Here is a 20,493-nt window from a genome sequence, read left to right as displayed (position 1 = left end):
CGCCGCCGACGACCCCGGTCAGGCCCACCGGGTGGACAGCGGCAGGCTGTACGAACCCTTCCCCTACTACGACTCGCCGCTGACCGCGCCGACCGTCCTGTCCTCTCCCCGGGTACGGCCGGGTGCGCCGCTGCCCGACCTGCGCTGCGCCGAGGGCGGCCGCGCGACCACGCTGCGCGCCATCACGGCGGGGTCGCTGACCCTGCTCGCCGTACCCGGTCGCGACGGCCTCACCCCCGGGCTGAGCGCCGCGCTCGACGCCGTCCCCGCCCCCGCCTGGGTCCGGCGCCGCGTCCTGGCCCCCGCGCCCGCGGGCCCCGGCACGCTCACCGTGCTGTCCGACAAGATGTGGGACATCTACGCCGGCGAGCAGGATGTCGTCTACCTCGTGCGCCCCGACTGCTACGTGGCGGCCGTCGTCCCGCTGGACGGCACCCCCGTCGACTTCGGCGCGCTGACCGCCGAGGCGTCCAACGCCGCCGGCTGACCACCATCCCGCCCCAACAAGGAGCAGCACCATGATCGACAGCAGCGCCGTCGTCGAGACCTCCCGGGTGAGCGTCGAGGCCGCGCCCGGACGCACCAAGCTGGTCACCGTTCCCCTGGACGGGCAGGTGCCCATGGGCATGCACGGCGGCGTGGCCGAACACTACAAGGTGCCGCTCGACACCATCGAGCCGCACGCCACCACCCTGGACTACCTGGTCGGCGCCACCGCGGGATGCCTGACCGGCACCCTGTCCGGCATGCTCGGACAGCTCGGCCAGCCGACCACCGACGGCGCGCTGACGTCCGAGGCCGAGGGGACCATCGTCAACGACGGCGGGGTGCTGCGGATCGCCGCCGTCCACGTGCGTTACCGGGTACGCCTGGCCGAGGGGGTGGACCCCGCCGAGGTGGCACGCGCCCACGACCGGCACACCCGGCACTGCCCCATCGCGCGAACCATCGGCGGCTGCGTGGAGATCACCACCACCCTGGAGACCGTCTGAGCCCACCTCTCCCTCCGGATCCCGGGCCGCCGGGCGGCGGCGCCGGGCCTGCGGAGCGGCGGATGGACGGAGTGCCGTTACCCTCCCGACCTGGGGTTCCAGACCACTGTGCGGACCGCCCCGTGCCGGTCGCCACGTGCGTCTCGCGTTGAGCACGTCGTGTGACGGGCGCCAGGCGGGGTAGCGCATCTGTCGTCCCCATGTCGCGTCCTCCTGGAGGGAGCCGCCGGTATGACCGACCGGATCACCGACCCGTGGGGGGCGCGTACGCCGTACGGCCCTCCTGGCGCGGCCGAGCGGATCGCCGCCTCGCTTCCCGAGGGCGTGCGCGCCCTGCTGCCCGGCGATCCGGGCCGGCACAGTGCCTGGCCGGTGCGGGTGGACGCCTTCCTTGAGGAGGGCGTCCAGGAGAAGGACGTCGAGAAGTGGGTGCAGGCCGCCTCGATCCTGCACTCCAACGGCGACGCGATGGACATCGCCGTCGCCGGAGGCCGGATCGTCGGAGTACGCGGCCGGGCGGGCGACAGGGTCAACCACGGGCGGCTCGACCCCAAGGACCTGTACGGCTGGCAGGCCGCAAACAGCCCCGACCGGCTCACACGTCCCCTGGTACGTGAGGGCGACCGGCTGGTCGAGACGGACTGGGACACCGCGATGGGGCGGATCGTCGCCCGCTCAAGGGAACTGCTCGACGGACCGGGTGGCTGGGGCCACTTCGGCTTCCACACCAGTGGCCAGCTGTTCCTGGAGGAGTACTACACCCTGGGCGTGATCGGCAAGGCCGGGATCGGCACACCGCACATGGACGGCAACACCCGGCTGTGCACGGCGACCGCCGCCGCGGCGCTGAAGGAGAGCTTCGGCACCGACGGGCAGCCCGGCTCCTACACCGACGTCGACCACTGCGACGCGATCGCGCTGTGGGGTCACAACGTGGCCGAGACGCAGACGGTGCTGTGGATGCGGATGCTGGACCGGCGCCGTGGCCCCCGGCCCCCGGCCATGATCGCCGTCGACCCTCGGGAGACGCCGGTGGCGCGGGAGGCCGACGTGCACCTGGCGGTACGGCCCGGCACGAACATGGCGCTGATGAACGCCCTGATCCACCGGCTGATCGACAAGGGGTGGTACGACGAGGAGTACGTCCGCTCGCACACGATCGGATTCGAGGAGCTGTGCCGGGTCGTGCGGGACTGCCCGCCCGGATGGGCGGCGGAGATCTGCGACGTGCCGGTGCGCTCCATCGAGCACGCCGCGGAGATCCTGGGGTCCTCCAGGAGGCTGCTGTCGACGGTGCTGCAGGGCTTCTACCAGTCCAACCAGGCCACCGCCGCCGCCTGCCAGGTCAACAACATCCATCTGCTGCGCGGCATGCTGGGCCGCCCCGGAGCGGGGCTCTACCAGATGAACGGCCAGCCGACCGCGCAGAACACCCGCGAGACCGGGGCCGACGGCGACCTGCCCGGGATGCGCAACTGGGACAATCCCCAGCACGTTCGGCAGCTCGCCGAACTGTGGAACGTCGAGCCCTCGGTCATCCCGCACTGGGCTCCCCCGACGCACGCCATGCAGGTCTTCCGCTACGCCGAACAGGGCTCGATCAAGCTACTGTGGGTCTCGGCGACCAATCCCGCCGTCTCCCTGCCCGACCTGGCGCGCGTCCGCCGGATCCTCTCCAAGGAGGACCTGTTCCTCGTCGTGCAGGACATCTTCCTGACGGAGACCGCGATGCTGGCCGACGTGGTGCTGCCCGCGGCCACCTGGGGGGAGAAACAGGGCACGTTCACCAGCGTCGACCGTACCGTCCACCTGGCGGACAAGGCGGTGGAGCCGCCCGGCGAGGCCCGCTCCGACCTGGACATCTTCCTCGACTACGCCCGCCGGATGGACTTCCGCGACAAGGACGGCGCGCCGTTGGTCAAATGGCACGATCCCGAGTCGGCGTTCGAGGCGTGGAAGGCGTGCTCGGCCGGGCGTCCGTGCGACTACACCGGCATCACCTACGAGCTGCTGCGCGGCGGAAGCGGTGTCCAGTGGCCGTGCACGCCCTCGGCTCCGCGCGGCACCGAAAGGCTCTACACCGGCGGGCGCTTCAACACCGACCCCGGCTACTGCGAGGACTACGGGCACGACCTGCTCACCGGAGCCGCCTACGACGAGGAACGCCACCGGGCCATGGAACCGCGGGGGCGGGCGTTCCTGCGGGCCGCGCCGTACCAGCCCTCCCCCGAGGTGACGAGCGAGGAGCATCCGGCGCTGCTGACCACCGGCCGCACCGTCTATCACTTCCACACCCGCACCAAGACCGCCCGCGCGCCCCAGCTGAACGACTCCGCCCCCGAATGCTGGGTGGAGATCGCCCCCGGTGACGCCGCCGCGCTGGGGGTGGCCGAGGGGGACCTGGTTCGTGTGGAGTCTCCCCGGGGGGAGCTGGAGGCCAGGGCCAGGGTGTCCGGGACCCGTCCCGGGGTGGTGTTCGTGCCGTTCCACTACGGCTACTGGGACCGTGGCGAGCCCGGCCCCGGCGGGGAGGCCCCCCGCGCGGCCAACGAGCTGACGATCACCGGCTGGGACCCGGTGTCCAAGCAGCCGATCTTCAAGGTCGCCGCGGTCCGGGTGACCAGGGTCTCCTCCGGGGGCGGGGTGCCTTCCGCCGCCCCCACCGTCGGCGTCGTCCCCGCCGACCCACGGGTCCCGGCCACGAGGGGCGGGCCCGCGGCGCAGGTCCGCGAACGCGTCGAGGAGGCGTGACATGCACCTGGCCCACTATCTGGGGTTGCTGCACAGGTCGCAGACCGAGCTGGCGGACGCCTTCCGCGAGGTCGGGCGGGGCCATCGTGGCGAACCCGACGTCCATCACGTCTGCGAGCGGCTGGCCGGGCAGTGCGACGAGCACGCCCGCAGGCTGGCGCCCTTCGCCCGGCGTTACTCCGAGAAGGCTCCCGACGAGCCCGAGAGACTGCACGCCACCCTGTTCTCCGGCACCCGCACCGGCGGCCTGGGACTGCTGCGCGACCTGCACGACCTTTACCTCATGGCCGCCGAGTGCGACATCTCCTGGACCCTGATCGGTCAGGCCGCGCAGGGGGCTCGGGACGAGGACCTGCTCGGCGTCGTCGAGGTCTGCGAGAAGGAGACCGCCGTCCAGCTGCTGTGGCTGCGCACCCGCATGAAGCAGGCCGCCCCCCAGGCCCTGGTGGTCGCCTCGTGAGCGGCCTACCGCCGCGCGGCTCCGCCCGCGTCCTGGGAGGACTCGCTTCGTGACGCCGGTTCCGGAGTCCTCCCCCGCACGGTGGGCCGCCGCGTGCGCAGCGCGTGGAGCAGGCGGGCGGACGCGCCGCCGTTCTCGGCCGCGAGTACGGCCAGCAGCATGAGCGCCGCGCCGGACCATCCGACGACGGTCAGCCGGTCACCGGCGAGCCAGAAGCCGAACAGCCCCGCGAAGACGGGTTCGGTGGTCAGGAGCAGGGACGTGCGCACCGGTGAGGTGTGCCGCTGCGCGTAGGACTGGACGAAGTAGGCCAGGGCGCTGGCCACCACCGCGGTGAAGGCGATGGCCCACCAGGTGTCGGTGGCCGTCGGTGTGACAAGCCCGCCGGTGGCCGAGGCGACCGCGAGCGCGGCGATCCCGCAGACGCCCAGCTGCACGACGACCATGGAGCCCACGGGAAAACGGCGGATGGTCCTGTCCGTGACGATGATGTGCGCGGCGAAGCCCAGGCTGCAGCCCAGCGTGAGGGCGTCGCCGACCGGGCTCCAGGCGCCGCCGAACCCCGACAGGAGCAGAAGCCCGCACGCGGCCAGGGCGATGCACACCCACACCCGGCCGCTGACCGCCTGGCGCAGCACGAGCCAGGCGAGGATCGGGGTGAAGACCACGGACAGGCCGGTGATGAATCCGGAGTTGGACGCGGTCGTGTAGGCCAGTCCGACGGTCTGGAGACCGTACCCGGCCGTGAGAAGGGCCCCCAGCGTGAGACCAGCCCGCCAGCCGGCCGCCGGTAGCCGCCGCAGGTCCCTGCCGTAGGGCACCAGCAGTACGGCCGCCGCCGACAGGAACCGGAGCGCGATGAACGACCACGGCGGAACGTCCCGGATGGCGTCCTGGGTCACGGTGAACGTCAGGCCGAAACAGAGGGCGACGCCGACGAGCCCGAGCTCGGCGACACGTCTGCTCCGTGTCCCGGCCTGACCGCCGCTGGGGGTTCTCACGTGGCTGAATTCCTTCGTCTTGCTGAGCCTGCCAGAGGATCTCCGGGGCTTCGCCCCAGCAGTGGATCATGCCAGGCGGCTCTCGCTCCGGCGGCCCGGTCCAGGGCGCGCGAGCCGCGGGCGAGCCGGGACGGCGCGCCCCGGCGGCCGGACCCCGCGACGTCAGTAGGTCGAGAGCAGATGATGCAGGACACGCACGCCGAAGCGGAGCGCGGACTCGGGAACACGTTCGTCCACCCCGTGGAACATGGCGGCGAAGTCCATCTCCGGCGGGAGCCGCAGAGGGACGAACCCGTACCCGTGGATCCCCATCCGATGGAAGGTCCTGTTGTCGGTCCCCGCGGACAGGCAGTAGGGCACGACGCGCCCCTGTGGATCCTCGGTCCTGAGCGCGCCCAGCATGGCCTCGACCAGCGGGGTGTCGAACGGAGCCTCCACCGCCTCCTCGAAGTCGATGCGCTCACTGGACACCCGGGGCCCGGCCAGCCGGTGGAGCGTGTCGAGGAAGTCGTCCTTCAGCCCTGGAAGGAAACGCCCGTCGATCTCGGCGACGGCCAGTTCGGGCACGACGTTCGTGGCGTATCCGGCGTGGAACTGTGTCGGATTGGCCACGTGGCGCAGTGAGGCCCCGATGAAACGGGCCGTCGGCCCGAGTTTGCCGAGGACACCGTCGATGTCGTCCTCGTCGAACGGCACGCCGCAGGCGTGGCAGATCTCCTTGAGCATGCGGAGGGTCGTGGGGGTCAGCCGCTGCGGCCAGTGGTGGGCGCCGATCCGGCTCACGGCCGCCGCCAGCTCCGTCACCGAGTTGTCCGGGTGGATCATGGAGCCGTGACCCGCCTGGCCCTCGGCGCGCATGCGAATCCACGCCAGCCCCTTCTGCGCCGTCTCCACCAGGTAGAGCCGCAGGTCGGGGGCGATCGAGACGGAGTAACCGCCGACTTCGCCGATGGCCTCCGCGCATCCCTCGAACAGTTCCGGGTGCTCGCGCACCAGGAACCGTGCGCCGTGGTCCCCGCCGGCCTCCTCGTCGGCCAGCCAGACGAAGACCAGGTCCCGCCGCGGCCGGATTCCCCTGCGCACCATGTCGCGCACGACGGCGACCATCATCGCGTCCATGTGTTTCATGTCGACGGCCCCGCGGCCCCATATCCAGCCGTCGATCACCTCACCGGCGAACGGGGGCACGGTCCAGTCACGCGGGTCGGCCGGGACGACGTCGAGATGCCCGTGCACGAGCAGCGCGGGAAGCCCGGGCACGGTCCCGCTCATGCGGACGATCACGTTGCCCCGGCGAGGCTCGCTCTCGATGTAGGTGGGGTCGAGGCCGACCTCGCCGAGCCACCGCATGACCAGCTCGGCCGCCTCGCGTTCGCCGGGGCCGTCGCTGCCGAGATTGCTGGTGTCGATCCGGATGAGCTCGGCGCACATGCGTACGGTCTCGTCCTCAAGGACCGTCATGCGGACTCCTTGTCAGAAGGCCGTCCTTCGGCAGGTGCCCTCGTTTGTAGGCCCGGGTGATGAACGCCATGTCCACATCGACCACGTCGGTCAGTCCTCCGACGACCCGGGTGACGAATCTGTACAGGTCCGCCTCGTGGGCCAGGCAGACCTCGACCAGGAGATCATGACTGCCCGCGATGGCCGCGCAGTAGCGGACTCCGGGATGGCGAGCGAGCGCCCTCCCCACCTCGTCCAGGCCGGCGGGACGCACCTCCAGGCCGAGCTGGGCCTCGACGCGCAGGCCGAGCAGCGCGGGTTCCGCCTCGACGCGCAGGTGGACCATCTGCTGTTCCAGCAGCGAGGTCACCTTACGCCGAGCGGTCGGTACCGAGATGCCGAGTTCGTCGGCGATCTGGGTGTAGCTCATGCGGCCGTCGCGCACGAGCATCTCCGCCACCTGGCGGTCGACGCCCCCGAAGTCGACCCGATCCGGTAGCTCGGCGAGCAGCGGGACACCCAGGGCCCCCACCGCGGCGCACTCCTGCTCGCTGAGCAGGGGGGCGTGCCAGTCGGCGACCGTGGTGAACGTCCTGAGCACCACCTGTGCCTCGGTGGCCCGTACCCCGGGGACGGCCGGTATCTCGTCGGCGAGGATCCCGTGCAGGTTCCGCAGCGGACCCTCTCCCGAGGCGACGAGTTCGCACCACAGATCGGCGGCCCCGGTGATCGCGAAGACCCCGCGTACGTCCGGCCGGGCGGCCAGGACACGGGCCGTGGCGTCCACCGATCCCGGTTCCGTGCTGACGCGTACGTGCACGGGGCTGCCGACACCGGCGCGCAGGTCGTCGTAGGTGGCCGTGATCCGGATGGCGCCGACGGCGAGCATGCGCTGCACGCGTCGCGCCACCGTGCGTTCGTTCTCACCGAGCACCCGCCCCAGGTCCCCCCAGGTGGCCCGGGGTGAGATCTGCAGCGCCGCGACGAGACGACGATCCAATTCATCAAGTATGTCGGAATCTAACATCCAGAACCTCAATATAGCGCTTTCGTAAACATTAATACCACTCCTTGCCTCAATATGTCATCAGGTGCAAACTTCTCGGCATACAGCCAGCCGTCAGACGACGAAGGAGTTCAGTGGTGACGGTCGACTCCGCGGTCACTCCCACCCTCCGCAGCCGCACACGCCAGTTACTGTCCACCTCAGCGGGAAACCTGGTGGAGTGGTACGACTGGCTGGCGTACGCGTTTCTCACCACTTACTTCGCGGATCAGGTGTTCCCCGACACCGGGCACAGCCTCGTCCCCCTGCTCAGCGCCTTCGCCGTCTTCGCGGTCGGCTTCGTCATGCGCCCGATCGGCGGCCTCGCCATCGGTGCGATCGCCGACCGCGCCGGCCGGCGCCCGGCCATGACCCTCACCGTCGCACTCATGGGCGTGAGCCAGCTCGCGATGGTCCTTCTGCCCACCTACGCACAGGCCGGGCTGTTGTCCCCGCTGTTGCTGATCGTCATACGCCTGGTCCAGGGATTCTCCGTGGGCGGCGAGTTCGCCGTGTCGTCGGTGTTCCTGGTGGAGTCGGCACCCCCCGGCCGGCGCGGGCTGTTCTCCAGCTTCAGCTACTTCAGCTCCAACCTCGGCCAGCTCATGGCGGCCGGCGTGGCGAGCCTGCTCGGCAACATGCTCTCCATGGACCAGATGTCCTCCTGGGGATGGCGGCTCGCCTTCGCCCTGGGGGCGCTGCTTTCCCTGCTCGGCCTGTGGGTCCGATACGGAGCCGAGGAGACGTACGTCCACGCCGAGGCGATCAGGAAGGGCGCCGTGGACAGGCCGGGACTCTTCGACTTCCTTCGCAGGCATCCCAAGGAGTCGATGCTCATCGTCGGCATGACCGCGGGAGCCACCGTCAGCTTCTACACCTGGTCCATATACCTGCCGACGTACGCCACGATCACCGCAGGCGCGGACCCGGCGCGGGCGCTCACGGTGAGCACGATCGCGCTCGTGTTCTTCACGGCGATCCAGCCCCTCGGAGGGCTGCTGGCGGATCGCGTGGGCAGGAAGCCCCTGCTCGTCGTCTTCGGAGCGGGCTTCACCGTGCTGACGGTCCCGATGCTCGGCATGCTGCAGGACTCCTTCTGGAATCTGCTGCTCATCTCGTGCGTGGCCATGGTGCTGCTGACCGGTTACACCTCGGTGTGCTCAGCGGTCATGGTCGAGTTGTTCCCCTCGAAGGTCCGCACGACGGGCATCGGTTTTCCCTACGCGCTCACCGTGGCGCTGTTCGGCGGCACCGCACCGTACGTCGCCACGATGCTCGCCGACGGGGGGCACGGACAGGTCTTCGGCTGGTACGCCAGCGCGCTCACTCTTGTCTCCACCGTCGTCTACATCCGCATGCGCGAGACCAGGGACACGGTGCTCGACTGAGTGAACCGCCCCTGGTGGCCCGGTAGGCCCGGTACGAGCGCGGACTGACCCGAACCCGCGAGCGGCGCCTCCGGGCCACCGCGCGTGCCGGGGCGGCGCGTTCCCAGGCACGCCGAGGCGAGCACGCCAGGACGCCGGGCGCGCGTGCCACCGCGGGGACGGAGCCGCCCGGCGCGGGCGTAGGTCGGCGCCCCCTGCCGTCCGCGCCGCTCCCCCTCACCTGGAGTAGTCGTCTCCGCCCGGATCAGACAGGGCGTACCGCAGCGGATGACACGCCATAGGCCATCCGAAATCAGCAAATAAACACCGAACCTACCAACCCATAACCAATCAACAGACGACCTACAATGTCGGGAGACGGGGTTCGTAGAGAAGTTGAGCACTTGGCTGATTAAAGCCCGACCGCATCCTAGAAGGTTTTCCGCCCGAAAATCCCGCATGAGATATACATACTCGTCCGACAGTTATGTCTGACGCCCCGTTGGGGCCTTCGTCATGGAATGGATCATGGTGGATGATGAGATTCATCGAAGAGCCGTCGACGGGTCGCCTCCGGCTTCGGCAGTGGATCACCTCCCCCCTCGCCTCCTGTTCCAGGTCCTGGGGCCTCTCCAGCTGACGGTCGACGGCCGTTGTGTCCCCCTGCGCGGCACCAGACTGCAGACGACCCTCGGCCTGCTGTTGAGCCAGCCGAACAAGGCGGTTTCGGACAGTCATTTAATCGACGGACTGTGGCCGGAGAATCCCCCGCCGTCGGCGGCCGCGAACCTCCGCGCCTACATACGCAGCCTGCGGCAGCTTCTCGGCGATCCGCAGAGGGTGGCGCGCATGTCGCGCGGATATCTGCTGCGGGCGGAGCCTCACGAGATCGACGTTCTGCATTTCGCCGAGCTGACCGCCCAGAGTGATCACTTCATCGAGCAGGGGGACATCAGGCGGGCGGCCGACCTGCTCCGGCAGGCACTGGACAAGTGGAGCGGCCCAGCCTATTCAGGGCTTCACGCCAGCGGCCCGCTCCGCACCGAGGCCGCGGTCCTGGAGGAGCAACGTTTCAGATCCGCTCACCGGTGGGTGGAGCTGGAGATCAAACTCGGGCACCACGCGGAAATGATACCGATCCTTCTCCAGCTCATCGAAGACTTCCCCCTGCGCGAAAAGCTGCGCGCCCAGCTGATGGAGGCCCTCTACCGCGCCGACCGGCAGGCGGAGGCACTGGAGGTGTACCGGGAGACACGGGCGCTGTTCATCGAATCGCTCGGCATCGAACCGGGCCAGGAACTACGGGAACTGGAACAACTGGTACTGCGCGGAGGCTCCCTGGCGGAGGCGGAGCCTGCGGAGCCCGTCGTGACGTCACCCCCTCGCAACATCGTCCCCGCGGACACCGCCGACTTCACCGGCCGGGACAAGGAGGTCGCGTTGCTGTCCGAGTGGCTGACCGGCTCTCCTGGAGGCACTCCTCCGATCGTTGTCGTGTCCGCACGCGGAGGCGCGGGAAAGACCACCCTGGCGGTCCACATGGCCAACCGTCTGCGGAACAGGTTTCCCGACGGTCAGATCTACGTCCATCTGCGCGGCGCCGAGACGACGCACCGGACGATGCCCGAGGTCGCGCTGGCCAGCATGCTTCGCGCCCTCGGGGTACCCGACACCCGGATTCCGGAGAACCACGACGAGCGTGGGGGCATGCTCCGGGCGATACTCTCCGACCGGAGAGTCCTGCTGATCATCGATGACGCCGGCGACGAGAGTCAGGTGATGCCTCTCATACCCGGCATGGGCGGATGCGCCATGCTGGTCACCAGCAGACGCAGGCTCACCGCCATCCCCGGAGCGCGCCTGCTGGAACTGGAGCCTTTCACCGAGGACCAGGCACTCAGGTTCCTGCGGCACATGGTCGGTTCCAACCGGATGGACGCCGACTCCAAGGCGAGCCTCGCGCTCACCCGTCTCTGCGGACGGCATCCGCTGGCGTTGCGAATCGCCGGAGCCCGTCTCGCCGCCAGGCCGCACTGGTCGCTGGCCCGGATGGTCAGCAGGCTCACCGACGAGCACCGGCGATTCGACGAACTCGTCCACGGAGAGCTCGACGTACGGGCCAACCTGATGGTCTCCTACAGGGCGCTGCAGCCGCGAGCACGTCTCCTGCTCATGCTCCTGGGGGCCCTGGACGCCGTGGACCTTGAGGAGTGGGTGGCGGTCACGTTGCTGGACAGCTCGTTCCTTGAGGCCGAGGACCTCCTCGACCAGCTCGTGGACAGCCATCTGGTCAACACCGCGACCACGCCTTCCGGGCGGGTCCGCTACAGCCTGCACGATCTGATCCGCATCTTCGCGCGTGAGCGCGCCCAGCAGGAGCTCGCGCCCGACGATCTCCGGGAGGCGTTGCAACGCGCCTTCGGCGCGCTGCTGACCGTCACGGAACACGCCCACACGCTCCTCGCGGGCCGCGACCACCTGGTGGTGCACAGTAACGCCCCCCGCTGGGAGGTCGGCCCCGAGGTGCTGGACGACATCGTCACCGATCCCGTGGCGTGGTGCGAGACCGAACTGACGAACATCTCCGCCGCGGTGCAGCAGACGGCGGCGCTGGGCCTTGACGAGCTGTGCTGGGACATCGCGGTGACGGCGGCTCCCCTTCTGGAGGTACGCCGTCATCTGGACGAGTGGCAGCACATGCACGAGATCGCGCTCGCCACCGTGAGGGCCGCCGGCAATCCGCGCGGGGAGGCCGTCATCCTGACCGAGCTGGGCGAGCTGAGCCTGGGGCTTCACGACCACCGCAGGGCGGTCGACTTCCTGGAGGACGCCGCGCGCATCCTCACCGGTCTGCAGGACAGGCACGCCCACGCCCTCGCCCAGCTGAAGCTGGCCGCACTGGACCGGCTGGGCGGGCGGCTCGACATGGCCCTGCGGCGGGCGCAGGACAGCGTGACCGTCCTGAACGATCTGGGTGACCTGGGAAACCAGGCACTCGCCCTTCGGCAGATCGGGCAGATACACACCCAGCTCGGCGAGCACTGTCGAGCCCGGGAACACTTCGAACGAGCGCTGAGCGCGGCCGAACAGGCCGGAGCGTCCCGCCTCGTCCAGCAGATCAACTACCGGCTGGGAGAACTTGACGTGGAATGCGAACGGCCGCAGGCCTCCGTCCCCCGTTTCGAGGCCGTACTGGACTTCTGCCGCTCCATCGGGGACCGGGTCGGCATGGCCTACGCCTTCTACGGACTGGGCCGGGCGCAGGCGGCCATGGGGCGGCTCCAGGAATCCGGTCAGACGCTCGCCCTCGCGCTGACGCACGCCGAGGACACCAACGAGCGCATCGTCGAAGCGGAGATCCATCAGTACCTCGGCAAACTCGCCCACGCCCGTGGCCGGGCGGCCGAGGCGGCAGGGCAGTTCCACATCGCGGGCGTCATCTTCCGGGAGCTGGGTGTTGTGCCGCGGAAAGACGACGCGTTCCCATGACGGCGGCGAGTGTGACGACGACACAGCAGAGGAGCGGCGTCAGGAAAACCCGGTTACCGCCGTACTCGTCCGCGGTCCATCCCGCCATCGGCGCGCCGAGCGCCACCCCGGCCCCGAGACCGGTACTGATCCAGGTCATCCCCTCGGTCAGCCTCTCCGGGGGAACCAGCCGCTCGACCAGGCCGGTGGCGAGGATGAGGATCGGCGCGCACGCGGCACCGGAGACCAGGAGCACACCGCCCAGGACGTAGAGGTTGTCCGTCACCAGCATGGGCGCCGTCGTCAACGTCAGCAGGATCGCCGCGACCGTCAACTGCCTGGGGACGCTCCAGGAAAGCCGGCGCCTGCCGAAGAGGACGCCGGAAATCCCGCTCCCCAGCGCGTAAAGCGCGAGAATCCAGCTCGCCAGCACGGTCTGACGGTGTTCGGTGGCGAAGCCGACGACGGCCACCTCAACGGACCCGAAAAGACCCCCCATCGCCGTGCAGACGGCGACCACGGCCCACAGCCCCCGCGCCTTGAGAAGCACGCCGCCACGGCGTTCGGAGACGGTCACGACCGGCGGCTCGGTGGCTGTCCGCGAGGCGAGCAGCCGGCATCCCGTGAACAACAGCACGGCCGCCGCCACGAGCCCCGCCTCGGCTCCCGCCACCAGGGACAGGTTGACCGCGAGCACCGGTCCCACGATGAAGATGAGGTCGTCGACCACGGACTCCATCGCGTACGCGGTGTGGAGCCGATCGGTTCCCTGCAGCAGGTGAGCCCACCTGGCACGCACCATGGAGCCGACGTTGGGCATCAGACCGACCAGCGCGGCGCAGCCGAAGAGCGTCCAGGCAGGCGCTCGCAGCGAACCGCAGACCACCAGGCCCGTCAGCCCGGTGACGGCGGCCAGCGACGCCGGCACGACCACCCGGCGCTGCCCCAGGCGATCCGCCGCTCGCGACAGCGGTGGCCCGAAGACGGCGTAACAGAGCGTCTGGGTCGCGGTGACGGCACCGCCCAGCCCGTAGGAACCGTACCGGGCGGCGACCATGATCACTATGCTGACGCCGATGACGGCCACGGGAAGCCTGGCCAGCACCCCCGAGACCGCCATCCCTCTGGCGCCGGGAACCGCGAGCACCCGCGCGTAGGGAGCCAGCGGCGAGGAGATCACACGCATGACCGCTGCACCGGTTCCGTGACGCAGACGAAGGCGTCCAGGGTGGCGTTGATCGCCGACTCGACGTCCGCGACGGTCCCGGCACGGTAGCGGAAGCGGCCGAGAAGCTCCTCACCACCGGACGGGCCGTCGAAGCAGTGGCCGGGTTCGAGGAGGTCCTCGCCGTACAGCCCTTCGATCGTCCCGGCGAGGGAGGGCCGCGACAGCAACCGGTGTCCCGCGGGGCCGGGAACCTGCAGGTATCCAGCGATCTCCCGGCTCTCGGACGAAACGCCGATGGTCTGCGGGCGCTCTCCGAGCTGCAGCCGGATCCAGTCGCCGATGACGTCCACCCCGTAGACGTCCCGCAGGACGAACGCGATCTCGCCACCGCCCACCCGTGCCGCCACCTCAAGGAACACCGGCCCTGACGCGGACTCGATGATCTCCAGGTGGAACGCCGAACGGTGAAGACCGAGCCCGGTCAGGCAACGCAGCGTGAAGGCGAGCATGGCGTCGGCCACCGGCCCCTCCTGCACGGCGGACCCGAGCGGCGTGCCACGGCTGTACTCGTAGCAGGTGTTGACGTAGCGCGACGCGCGGGCGAAAAGGAACCGATCGGCTTCGACGATCCCGTCGACGTGCCAGATCGGGCCGTCGACGTACTCCTCGACCTCGTAGTCGTCGTGGCCGGACCGTTCGAGCTCCGTGAGAACCTCCGACAGTTCGAAGGAGTTGTGAACGATGTGGCAGCCCTTGCTCGCGGTCTGCGCGCGCGGTTTGACGACGACGGGCCCGCCCACGCGTCGCCGGAACTCCCCGATATCGGCGGGTGACTTCACCGTCGCGAAACGCGGGACCCGTACGCCGGCGTCGGCCAGGACGGTTTTCATGGTCACCTTGTCGCGAAAACGCCGTACCCGGGAGGAGTCGTCTCCTGGAACACCGCAGACCTCCCGGATGCGGGCACCGGTGGTCAGGTCGAACTCCGACAGCGCGAGGACCAGGTCGAACCTTCCGCAGGCCTCCTGGACGGCCTGGGCCGCGGCGACCACCTCAGCCTCGTCGTCGAGGCCGTCCAGCACGGTGACGTGCCGCGCCTCTTCCGGAATCCACGGCAGATGCGTGGGCACGGTCACGTAACACACCTCGTGACGGAGGTGGTCGACGTAGTCGCCGTAGGCCGAGAACTCATCGTCCCACCGGTTCACGACGAGGACTCTCACATTGCTCTCCTTGCTCGATGGCGAGCGTCAGGCCGGAACATGACGCGACGAGACAGGCAGGACGGACACCAGATCACCCAGCGTGATCGGCTCGAAGCCACCGGGCCCACCGCTCGCACGCGGCCGGGTGGGCTCCAGGAAGGCCGCCAGGCGTGGTTCGCCCGTGCCCCCGAGCGACTCCCACAACCGCCGGCCGAGCCGCGGCATGATCGGGAAGGCCAGGACCGCCACGCCCTTCAGCCACCAGTAGGCCTGGGAGGCAGAACCCCACTCGCCGGGCGTCTCCCGCCACCAGAGGTCGAACGCCGCGACGGCGTCCGCCGTCGCGATGACCAACCCGTCCAGAGCCGCTTCCTGCCGGCGTAACAGCTCCTCAAGCCGGGCCAGCCGATCCTGCCCCATGGGTTCGGGAAGGACGTCGGCGGACACCGCCGAGGCGGCACGGACAAGGGACGTCAACCGGCCGGCCAGCCGCGTGTTGTTCACCTCGACGAAGGACCGGGGCTCCATGCTCTCGGGCCCCTCCTCCAGTCTCGTCCCGGCCAGGAAGTACCGTACGGCGTCCGCGCTGATCCGCGGGGCCCGCGCGATGTCGGCGGACCAGATGACGTGTCCCCGGCTCGTCGAGAACTTCTCCCCTTCGAGCTGGTAGAAGTCGTTGACCAGAACGCGGTCGTAGCCCTTCATGTCGCCGTGCCGCAGCGCCGTCCCCACGATGCAGACCATGGTGGGGATGACGTTGTCGATACCGAAGCTGGTCACCGTGGTGACCCCGGAGCCTGGATCGAAGGCGTTGACCCCGGTCCCGCTCATCTCCCCGTGGACGGCGCCCATGAGCCTGGCGAACATGAAGATCCCCGCGTACGAGAAGAGCGTGCGCGGCACGCCGGGCACGCCTCCCTCCAGGGCCACACCCCACTGCTGGGGCGCGCTCAGGCGGACCGTACCGCCCTCGCGGGCCAGGAAACGCTCGACCGCCTCCTGGAAACGCGGCGGCACCCGCATCTCCGCCATCCGGCGCCGGAGCGGTTCCGGCTCCGCGACCCTGAGGAAGAGTGAGGAGATCTCCCGCCATTCGAGTGGGCCTGCGCCGTCGGGCCCCTGCGGTTCCAGCAGGTTCTCCGGGCGGAAATGACCGCCGCACGTCTCGCAGAAGTAGCTGGAGACCCTGCTCCCGCAGTCCGGGCACCCGCCCGTAAGCCATGGCCCGACGATGTACCGCGCGGCGGAGCGGCTGTACGGAACGCGTTCCCGCTGCTCGACCACCGCTCCCCGGTGGCGCAGCCGCCGCACGCAGGCGTCGACCTCCTCCTCGAAGACCTTCCGCCAGGGGTCCTCACAGGGGTTGATGAACTGGTCGACGCCGATGTCCACGGCGCTGAGGTCCTCCGCGATGAGCGCGTCGTACTCGGCCGCGATCTCCGCTTCGGAACGTCCTTCGGCCACGGCCTTGAACGTCATGTACGGCTCGTAGACGTCGCTCCCGGTGATGATCAGCGGCAGGTCACCGCGCATGCGCAGGAAGCGGCTGAGCATGTCCAGACGCAGGAAGGGCCCCGCGATGTGGCCGAGGTGCAGGCGCCCGTTCGGAGTGGGCTCGGAGGGAGCCAGCAGGTAGTGCCTGGGGTGAGCGGTTTTCGAGGTCCTGATCAGACCCTCGGTTGGCACGGTCACGAACGGTCGCCTTTACGTGTGTCGAGACTGAGAAGTTCCAGTGCGCGCTCAGCGATGGCCGGGGCCAGCCGGTAGCCCGATCCGTTGCCGCCGAGCGCGAGGACGACGCCCGGCCATCCGTCCACCGGTTCGACCAGCGGCATCCGGTCCGGGGTGTAACCGTCGTAGAAGGCCCGGCCACCGCAGACCTCCGCGGCCAGGGCGGGGACGTACGCGTCGAGGACGCCGGCCGCCGTCGCCCGGTCCTCGGGACTCAGGTCCGGCGGGCCGTCGCCCGGAGAGAGGTCCCAATGCCGTGAGGTGAAGCTGAGGAGCCAGTACCCCTCCTCGTGCACGGGGAGCAGGAAGGCGTCGTGGTCGTCGAAGACGAGAACCGGCGCGTCGTCCGGTGGCCGTACGCCGAGGTGGAGGGCGGCGACCTTCTTGACTCGGAGCCCCCGCGCCCTGGCCACGTCACCGAACGGCCCCCAGGGCGCCCGCGCCCCGGTCGCCACGGCGACCCTTCCCGCGACCGCGTACACCTCGTCGCCGTGGGTCAGCTCGTAGCGGCCGTCGCGGGGCCGTACACCGGTGACGGGCGAACCACCGCGCACCTCGCTCCCCGGGCGCCGCCGCTGTTCGTCCAGCAGTCGTCCCGCCAGGCGTCCCACGTCGGCGTGGGCGCCCCCGTCGGAGCGCAGCAGCAGCCGGTCGGCGGTTCGCAGTCCGGGCAGGACTCCGGCCAGCCAGTCCCGCCGCTCCGCGTCGGCCTCGGTCAGGCGGGGACCGGCCATGCTCTCCCGCAGCCTGTGGAGGTTCGCCTTGTCGATCACCCAGTAGGTGTCGACCGGCCGGATCGGCAGTGCGGGCAGTTCGGCCCTCAGCCTGGCGTAGACAGCCGATCCCCGCGCGGCCAACGCCCGCTGCCCGGCAGTGTGTCCCGTGGGAACGTCCAGTCCGGCTGACAGGTGCGTGGCGCCGGTGTTGCCGTCGTCCATCGTGAGGACCCGGAGCCCCGGGTTCCCCTCCGCGGCGAGATGGCCGATCATCGCCCCGATGATCCCGGAACCGATGATTGCGAGGTCGAACTCCTTCTCCGGCCTCCCCATCAGCTGCTCCGCCACCAGATGGAAAGCGCGGACACCGGCGTACCGCGGTCGGCCAGCAACATGTGCTCGACGAAGGGCGCGAACCCCACGACGTCGCCCGCGCCCACCTCGTGCGGAACGCCTCCGTAGTGGAGCGTCCCCCTGCCGTCGAGCAGCAGCCAGATCTCGGTGACGGCGTGGCTGTCGGGCGGTGTCCGTCCTCCGGGGGCGACGGTGAAGCGGGCCATGCTGAACGGCCGGTCGCCCGGTAGTTCGTCGAGAGGGATCTCCCACTCCTCAAGCGCGGGGAACTCCGCGGGCAGGGCACGGAGCCCGACTCGGGGGAGGCTCATGTGTTGTACCTCCGATATCCGAGGATGTCGTTGAGAATGACCGCACTGCGCCAGGCCAGAAGGCTGAGGTTGGGGTCGGCGATCCCCCAGGCGTGCTGGGCGCCGTTCTGGACGTAGACCTTGCCCCTGACGTCACCGTCCAGCCGGAGCGAGAAGTCCTCCCCCACGTCCGGAGTCCCCCCGGTGGTGGACAACCGCGGGGTGAGGGTGTCCATGCAGGACGGGAGGCGGTGTTCGTAGCCGGTCGCGAGGATCACCACGTCGGTCGTCACAACGCGGGGTTCGGCGCCCTCGACGGTCAGTCCCCATCCGTCGGGCAGGCGGGTGCAGCCGGTCACCTCCATCCCGGGCATCAGACGGATCCAGTCCTTGCGGCCCAGGATGTACTCGTGCCGGTAACGCTCCCGGTAGATGTCCTCAAGGGTCGCCGTGTCGATTCCGTCACTGGCGTACTTCTGCTCCGCGAGAAGGGTCCGCCTGCGCTCCCCCGGCATCTTGTGGAACTCGCGGGCGTACTGGGGAAAGAAGTACTCGTTGGTGAACGGGGAGTCGTCCAGCGGCAGGAACCCCGGCCGCCGGGTGATCCATGTGATGCTCCGCGGGACCCTGTCCAGCCGCATCAGGTGCCGTACGATCTCGGCGCCGGACTGGCCTCCGCCGAGCACCGTGACGTCCCGGTCAGCGGTCGTCCGCTCGCGCAGGAGGAACTCCCCCGCGTGGAACACGTCGGCGCACAGGTGGTTGCGCAGGTGCGGCGGGATCCTGGGGACCGGGCCGGTGCCGAGCACGACGTTGCGCGCGAGGACCTCCCCCCGCTCGGAGCGGAGCCGGAAGAGGCCGTCGCGGAGGTCGATGTCCTGAACGTGGGTTCCGTACTCGATGGACGGAATCGACTGGGAGACCCACTGGAGGTACTGGTTGAACTCCGTCCTGTGGACGGCGGGGAAGCGCGCGGTGAGGAACCTGTAGAGCCGGTCCTCCTGGGCGAGGAAGGCCAGGAACGAGAAACGGCTGGTCGGGTCGACCAGGGTGACCAGGTCCTTCAACGGTGAGACCTGCAGGGTCGCCTCGGGCAGCAGAAGCCCCGGGTGCCAGGCGGTGCTCTCCCTGGCCTCAAGGTGGATCGGCCTGAGGTCCGGGAGAGGCTCTCCGAGCGCGGCGAGGCTCAGGTTGGCCGGCCCCATGCCGACGGCCGCGTAGTCGTACGGCTCGGCGGCGGTCACTGGATGACCACCCTCTCGTCGAGGGAGTCCCAGAAGGCCAGCGCGGCGCGGTGGGAGTCCGCCGTGTAGAGGACGTGCGCCAGGCGTGACCGGCAGTCCCGGACCTCGGGAACGGGGACACCGGGCGGGATGGCGACGTGTGTCTCGACGACGTTCGGCAGGTCGGACAGTTCGTCCCAGCCCTTGATGCCGGAGTAGGAGTCCCCCTCGGGGAGGGTGAGGAACCGGACCGCCGCGCTCGCCGCGACGGGTTCGCCGAAGGCCCCCAGCCGCCGGGGGTCGGCTCCGAGTCCCGCGGCGAGCATGATCAGCGTCAGGTCGACGCCGGTCACCCGTTTGACGAGTTCGGGGATGCCGTCCCCCGGCAGCCGCGCGCCGAGTTCGATCAGTACCGGCCCCTGGTCGCTGAGCCTGAGCTCGCAGTGGAACGGACCCGCTGTGACGTTGAGCGCCCGGACGACGTCCTCGGTGTAGGCCTTCACCTGGTCCGTGACGTCGCCGGGCAGGTCCGCGGGCGTCAGGTGGCCGAGCTCCACGAATCTCGGCTCGGCCCCCAGAACCTTCCGGGTGACGGCCACGACGGTCGTCACCCCGTCGGCGACGTAGCCGTCGGCGCTGATCTCCTCGCCCGGGACGTACTGCTCGACGATGACCCGGTGCCCCATCGGGCGTCCGAGATCGAGGGTCTCGTCCTGGGCGAGCTCGGTGAACGCCCTCAGGAGCTGGGGCCAGTCCCGCGCCAGGCTCACATGGATGCTCCCGGAGGACTCAACCGGCTTCATCACGCACGGGAATCCGACGTGCTCGGCGGCGCTTCTCAGCCGGTCCGTCGTGTCCGCCTCGGCGAAGCGCGGCGAACGCAGCCCGGCGCGCGTGACGCTCTCCCGCATGAGGGCCTTGTTGCGTACGGAGTCCACCGTCTCCACCGGCAGGCCCGGCAGGCCGAGCCGCGCGGCGAGCCTGGCCGCCGTCGCCACGTAGAAGTCGCAGCCGGGCAGCACCGCGTCGAACGGGTTGCGGCGGTGGAGCCGGGTGACCGCCTCGGCCAGAGCCGCCTCGTCGTTGGTGTCCACGACCAGGACCTCATCGACGATCTCCCTGAGCTTCGCGGGTATCTCGCAGTCACCCGCGTCCTGAGAAGCCGTCACCACCCTGGCACCGAGACGGTGCGCGGCCCGGGCGAGGGCCGCGCCGCCCGAGACCGGTTCCACGATGAGAACGGATAATCCGTCTAGATCAGTCATCTGCACGGTCCCTTCAG

Annotated in this window: 15 protein-coding genes and 1 pseudogene; 6 read left to right on the top strand and 10 right to left on the bottom strand. The window is 70.0% G+C overall.

Annotation, left to right across the window (positions count from 1 at the left end; translation table 11 throughout):
• The 4 genes and pseudogenes from ACFOYY_RS03685 to ACFOYY_RS03670 form a co-directional block, all read left to right on the top strand.
• A pseudogene (locus ACFOYY_RS03685) lies at positions 1-487 on the top strand (hypothetical protein); the annotation flags it as partial.
• 31 nt (positions 488-518) lie between these two features.
• On the top strand, positions 519-992 hold the full coding sequence (locus ACFOYY_RS03680) for an OsmC family protein (RefSeq protein ID WP_352011913.1): 474 nt from the start codon (positions 519-521) through the stop codon (positions 990-992).
• A gap of 231 nt (positions 993-1,223) precedes the next feature.
• A complete protein-coding gene (locus ACFOYY_RS03675; RefSeq protein ID WP_386187828.1) occupies positions 1,224-3,743 on the top strand; it encodes a molybdopterin oxidoreductase family protein in 2,520 nt (839 codons plus the stop codon).
• Between the two features lies 1 nt (position 3,744).
• Positions 3,745-4,203 (top strand): hypothetical protein, encoded by a 459-nt coding sequence (locus ACFOYY_RS03670; protein ID WP_386187825.1) that lies wholly within the window; start codon positions 3,745-3,747, stop codon positions 4,201-4,203.
• A gap of 5 nt (positions 4,204-4,208) precedes the next feature.
• Here ACFOYY_RS03670 and ACFOYY_RS03665 read toward each other — a convergent pair whose 3' ends face one another.
• From ACFOYY_RS03665 to ACFOYY_RS03655, 3 genes are all read right to left on the bottom strand, one after another.
• On the bottom strand, positions 4,209-5,204 hold the full coding sequence (locus ACFOYY_RS03665) for a DMT family transporter (protein WP_386187822.1): 996 nt from the start codon (positions 5,202-5,204) through the stop codon (positions 4,209-4,211).
• A gap of 162 nt (positions 5,205-5,366) precedes the next feature.
• A complete protein-coding gene (locus ACFOYY_RS03660; RefSeq protein ID WP_352011909.1) occupies positions 5,367-6,665 on the bottom strand; it encodes a M20/M25/M40 family metallo-hydrolase in 1,299 nt (432 codons plus the stop codon).
• On the bottom strand, positions 6,652-7,644 hold the full coding sequence (locus ACFOYY_RS03655; RefSeq protein ID WP_352011908.1) for an Lrp/AsnC family transcriptional regulator: 993 nt from the start codon (positions 7,642-7,644) through the stop codon (positions 6,652-6,654). Before ACFOYY_RS03655 ends, ACFOYY_RS03660 begins: the two co-directional genes overlap by 14 nt.
• A gap of 143 nt (positions 7,645-7,787) precedes the next feature.
• Here ACFOYY_RS03655 and ACFOYY_RS03650 point away from each other — a divergent pair, with 143 nt between their 5' ends.
• Positions 7,788-9,077, top strand: coding sequence for an MFS transporter (locus ACFOYY_RS03650; protein WP_352011907.1), 1,290 nt, complete (start codon positions 7,788-7,790; stop codon positions 9,075-9,077).
• 564 nt (positions 9,078-9,641) lie between these two features.
• Positions 9,642-12,545 carry an AfsR/SARP family transcriptional regulator gene (locus tag ACFOYY_RS03645; RefSeq protein ID WP_362776142.1) on the top strand — a complete coding sequence of 968 codons (2,904 nt, stop codon included), beginning with the start codon at positions 9,642-9,644 and terminating at the stop codon, positions 12,543-12,545.
• Here the strand turns inward: ACFOYY_RS03645 and ACFOYY_RS03640 are convergent.
• Genes ACFOYY_RS03640 through ACFOYY_RS03610 form a run of 7 tightly spaced genes read right to left on the bottom strand, consistent with a single transcriptional unit; the run spans position 12,493 to position 20,476 of the window.
• Entirely contained in the window at positions 12,493-13,710 is a 1,218-nt protein-coding gene (locus ACFOYY_RS03640) for an MFS transporter (RefSeq protein ID WP_386187817.1), read from the bottom strand. The two genes, ACFOYY_RS03645 and ACFOYY_RS03640, sit on opposite strands and share 53 nt — an antisense overlap.
• A complete protein-coding gene (locus tag ACFOYY_RS03635; RefSeq protein WP_352011904.1) occupies positions 13,701-14,915 on the bottom strand; it encodes an ATP-grasp domain-containing protein in 1,215 nt (404 codons plus the stop codon). The genes ACFOYY_RS03640 and ACFOYY_RS03635 overlap by 10 nt, the downstream gene beginning before the upstream one ends.
• 27 nt (positions 14,916-14,942) lie before the next feature.
• The gene (locus ACFOYY_RS03630) at positions 14,943-16,589 is read right to left on the bottom strand and encodes a class I tRNA ligase family protein (protein WP_386187815.1); all 1,647 of its coding nucleotides are present in this window, start codon (positions 16,587-16,589) and stop codon (positions 14,943-14,945) included.
• Positions 16,586-17,677 carry an NAD(P)/FAD-dependent oxidoreductase gene (locus tag ACFOYY_RS03625; RefSeq protein ID WP_386187814.1) on the bottom strand — a complete coding sequence of 364 codons (1,092 nt, stop codon included), beginning with the start codon at positions 17,675-17,677 and terminating at the stop codon, positions 16,586-16,588. Before ACFOYY_RS03625 ends, ACFOYY_RS03630 begins: the two co-directional genes overlap by 4 nt.
• Complete coding sequence (locus ACFOYY_RS03620; RefSeq protein ID WP_352011901.1) at positions 17,677-18,009, bottom strand: cupin domain-containing protein; 333 nt, start codon at positions 18,007-18,009, stop codon at positions 17,677-17,679. Before ACFOYY_RS03620 ends, ACFOYY_RS03625 begins: the two co-directional genes overlap by 1 nt.
• The gene (locus tag ACFOYY_RS03615; protein ID WP_352011900.1) at positions 18,006-19,232 is read right to left on the bottom strand and encodes a lysine N(6)-hydroxylase/L-ornithine N(5)-oxygenase family protein; all 1,227 of its coding nucleotides are present in this window, start codon (positions 19,230-19,232) and stop codon (positions 18,006-18,008) included. The genes ACFOYY_RS03620 and ACFOYY_RS03615 overlap by 4 nt, the downstream gene beginning before the upstream one ends.
• Positions 19,229-20,476, bottom strand: a complete 1,248-nt coding sequence (locus ACFOYY_RS03610) for an ATP-grasp domain-containing protein (protein ID WP_362776153.1) — start codon at positions 20,474-20,476, stop codon at positions 19,229-19,231. Before ACFOYY_RS03610 ends, ACFOYY_RS03615 begins: the two co-directional genes overlap by 4 nt.
• Positions 20,477-20,493: the final 17 nt, after the last annotated feature.

The sequence above is a fragment of the Streptosporangium jomthongense genome (genome assembly GCF_042650425.1).
In the GTDB taxonomy this organism is placed as follows: Bacteria; Actinomycetota; Actinomycetes; order Streptosporangiales; family Streptosporangiaceae; genus Streptosporangium.
The sequence above is the reverse complement of the archived record's forward strand: the minus strand, read 5'-3'. Positions and strand labels throughout refer to the sequence as shown.

Bases quoted from the DNA above. Each gene is read 5' to 3' on its own strand.
- ACFOYY_RS03680 (WP_352011913.1), top strand. From the start codon at position 519: ATGATCGACAGCAGCGCCGTCGTCGAGACCTCCCGGGTGAGCGTCGAG.
- ACFOYY_RS03675 (WP_386187828.1), top strand. From the start codon at position 1,224: ATGACCGACCGGATCACCGACCCGTGGGGGGCGCGTACGCCGTACGGC.
- ACFOYY_RS03610 (WP_362776153.1), bottom strand. From the start codon at position 20,476: ATGACTGATCTAGACGGATTATCCGTTCTCATCGTGGAACCGGTCTCG.
- ACFOYY_RS03625 (WP_386187814.1), bottom strand. From the start codon at position 17,677: ATGGGGAGGCCGGAGAAGGAGTTCGACCTCGCAATCATCGGTTCCGGG.
- ACFOYY_RS03620 (WP_352011901.1), bottom strand. From the start codon at position 18,009: ATGAGCCTCCCCCGAGTCGGGCTCCGTGCCCTGCCCGCGGAGTTCCCC.
- ACFOYY_RS03660 (WP_352011909.1), bottom strand. From the start codon at position 6,665: ATGACGGTCCTTGAGGACGAGACCGTACGCATGTGCGCCGAGCTCATC.
- ACFOYY_RS03670 (WP_386187825.1), top strand. From the start codon at position 3,745: ATGCACCTGGCCCACTATCTGGGGTTGCTGCACAGGTCGCAGACCGAG.
- ACFOYY_RS03640 (WP_386187817.1), bottom strand. From the start codon at position 13,710: ATGCGTGTGATCTCCTCGCCGCTGGCTCCCTACGCGCGGGTGCTCGCG.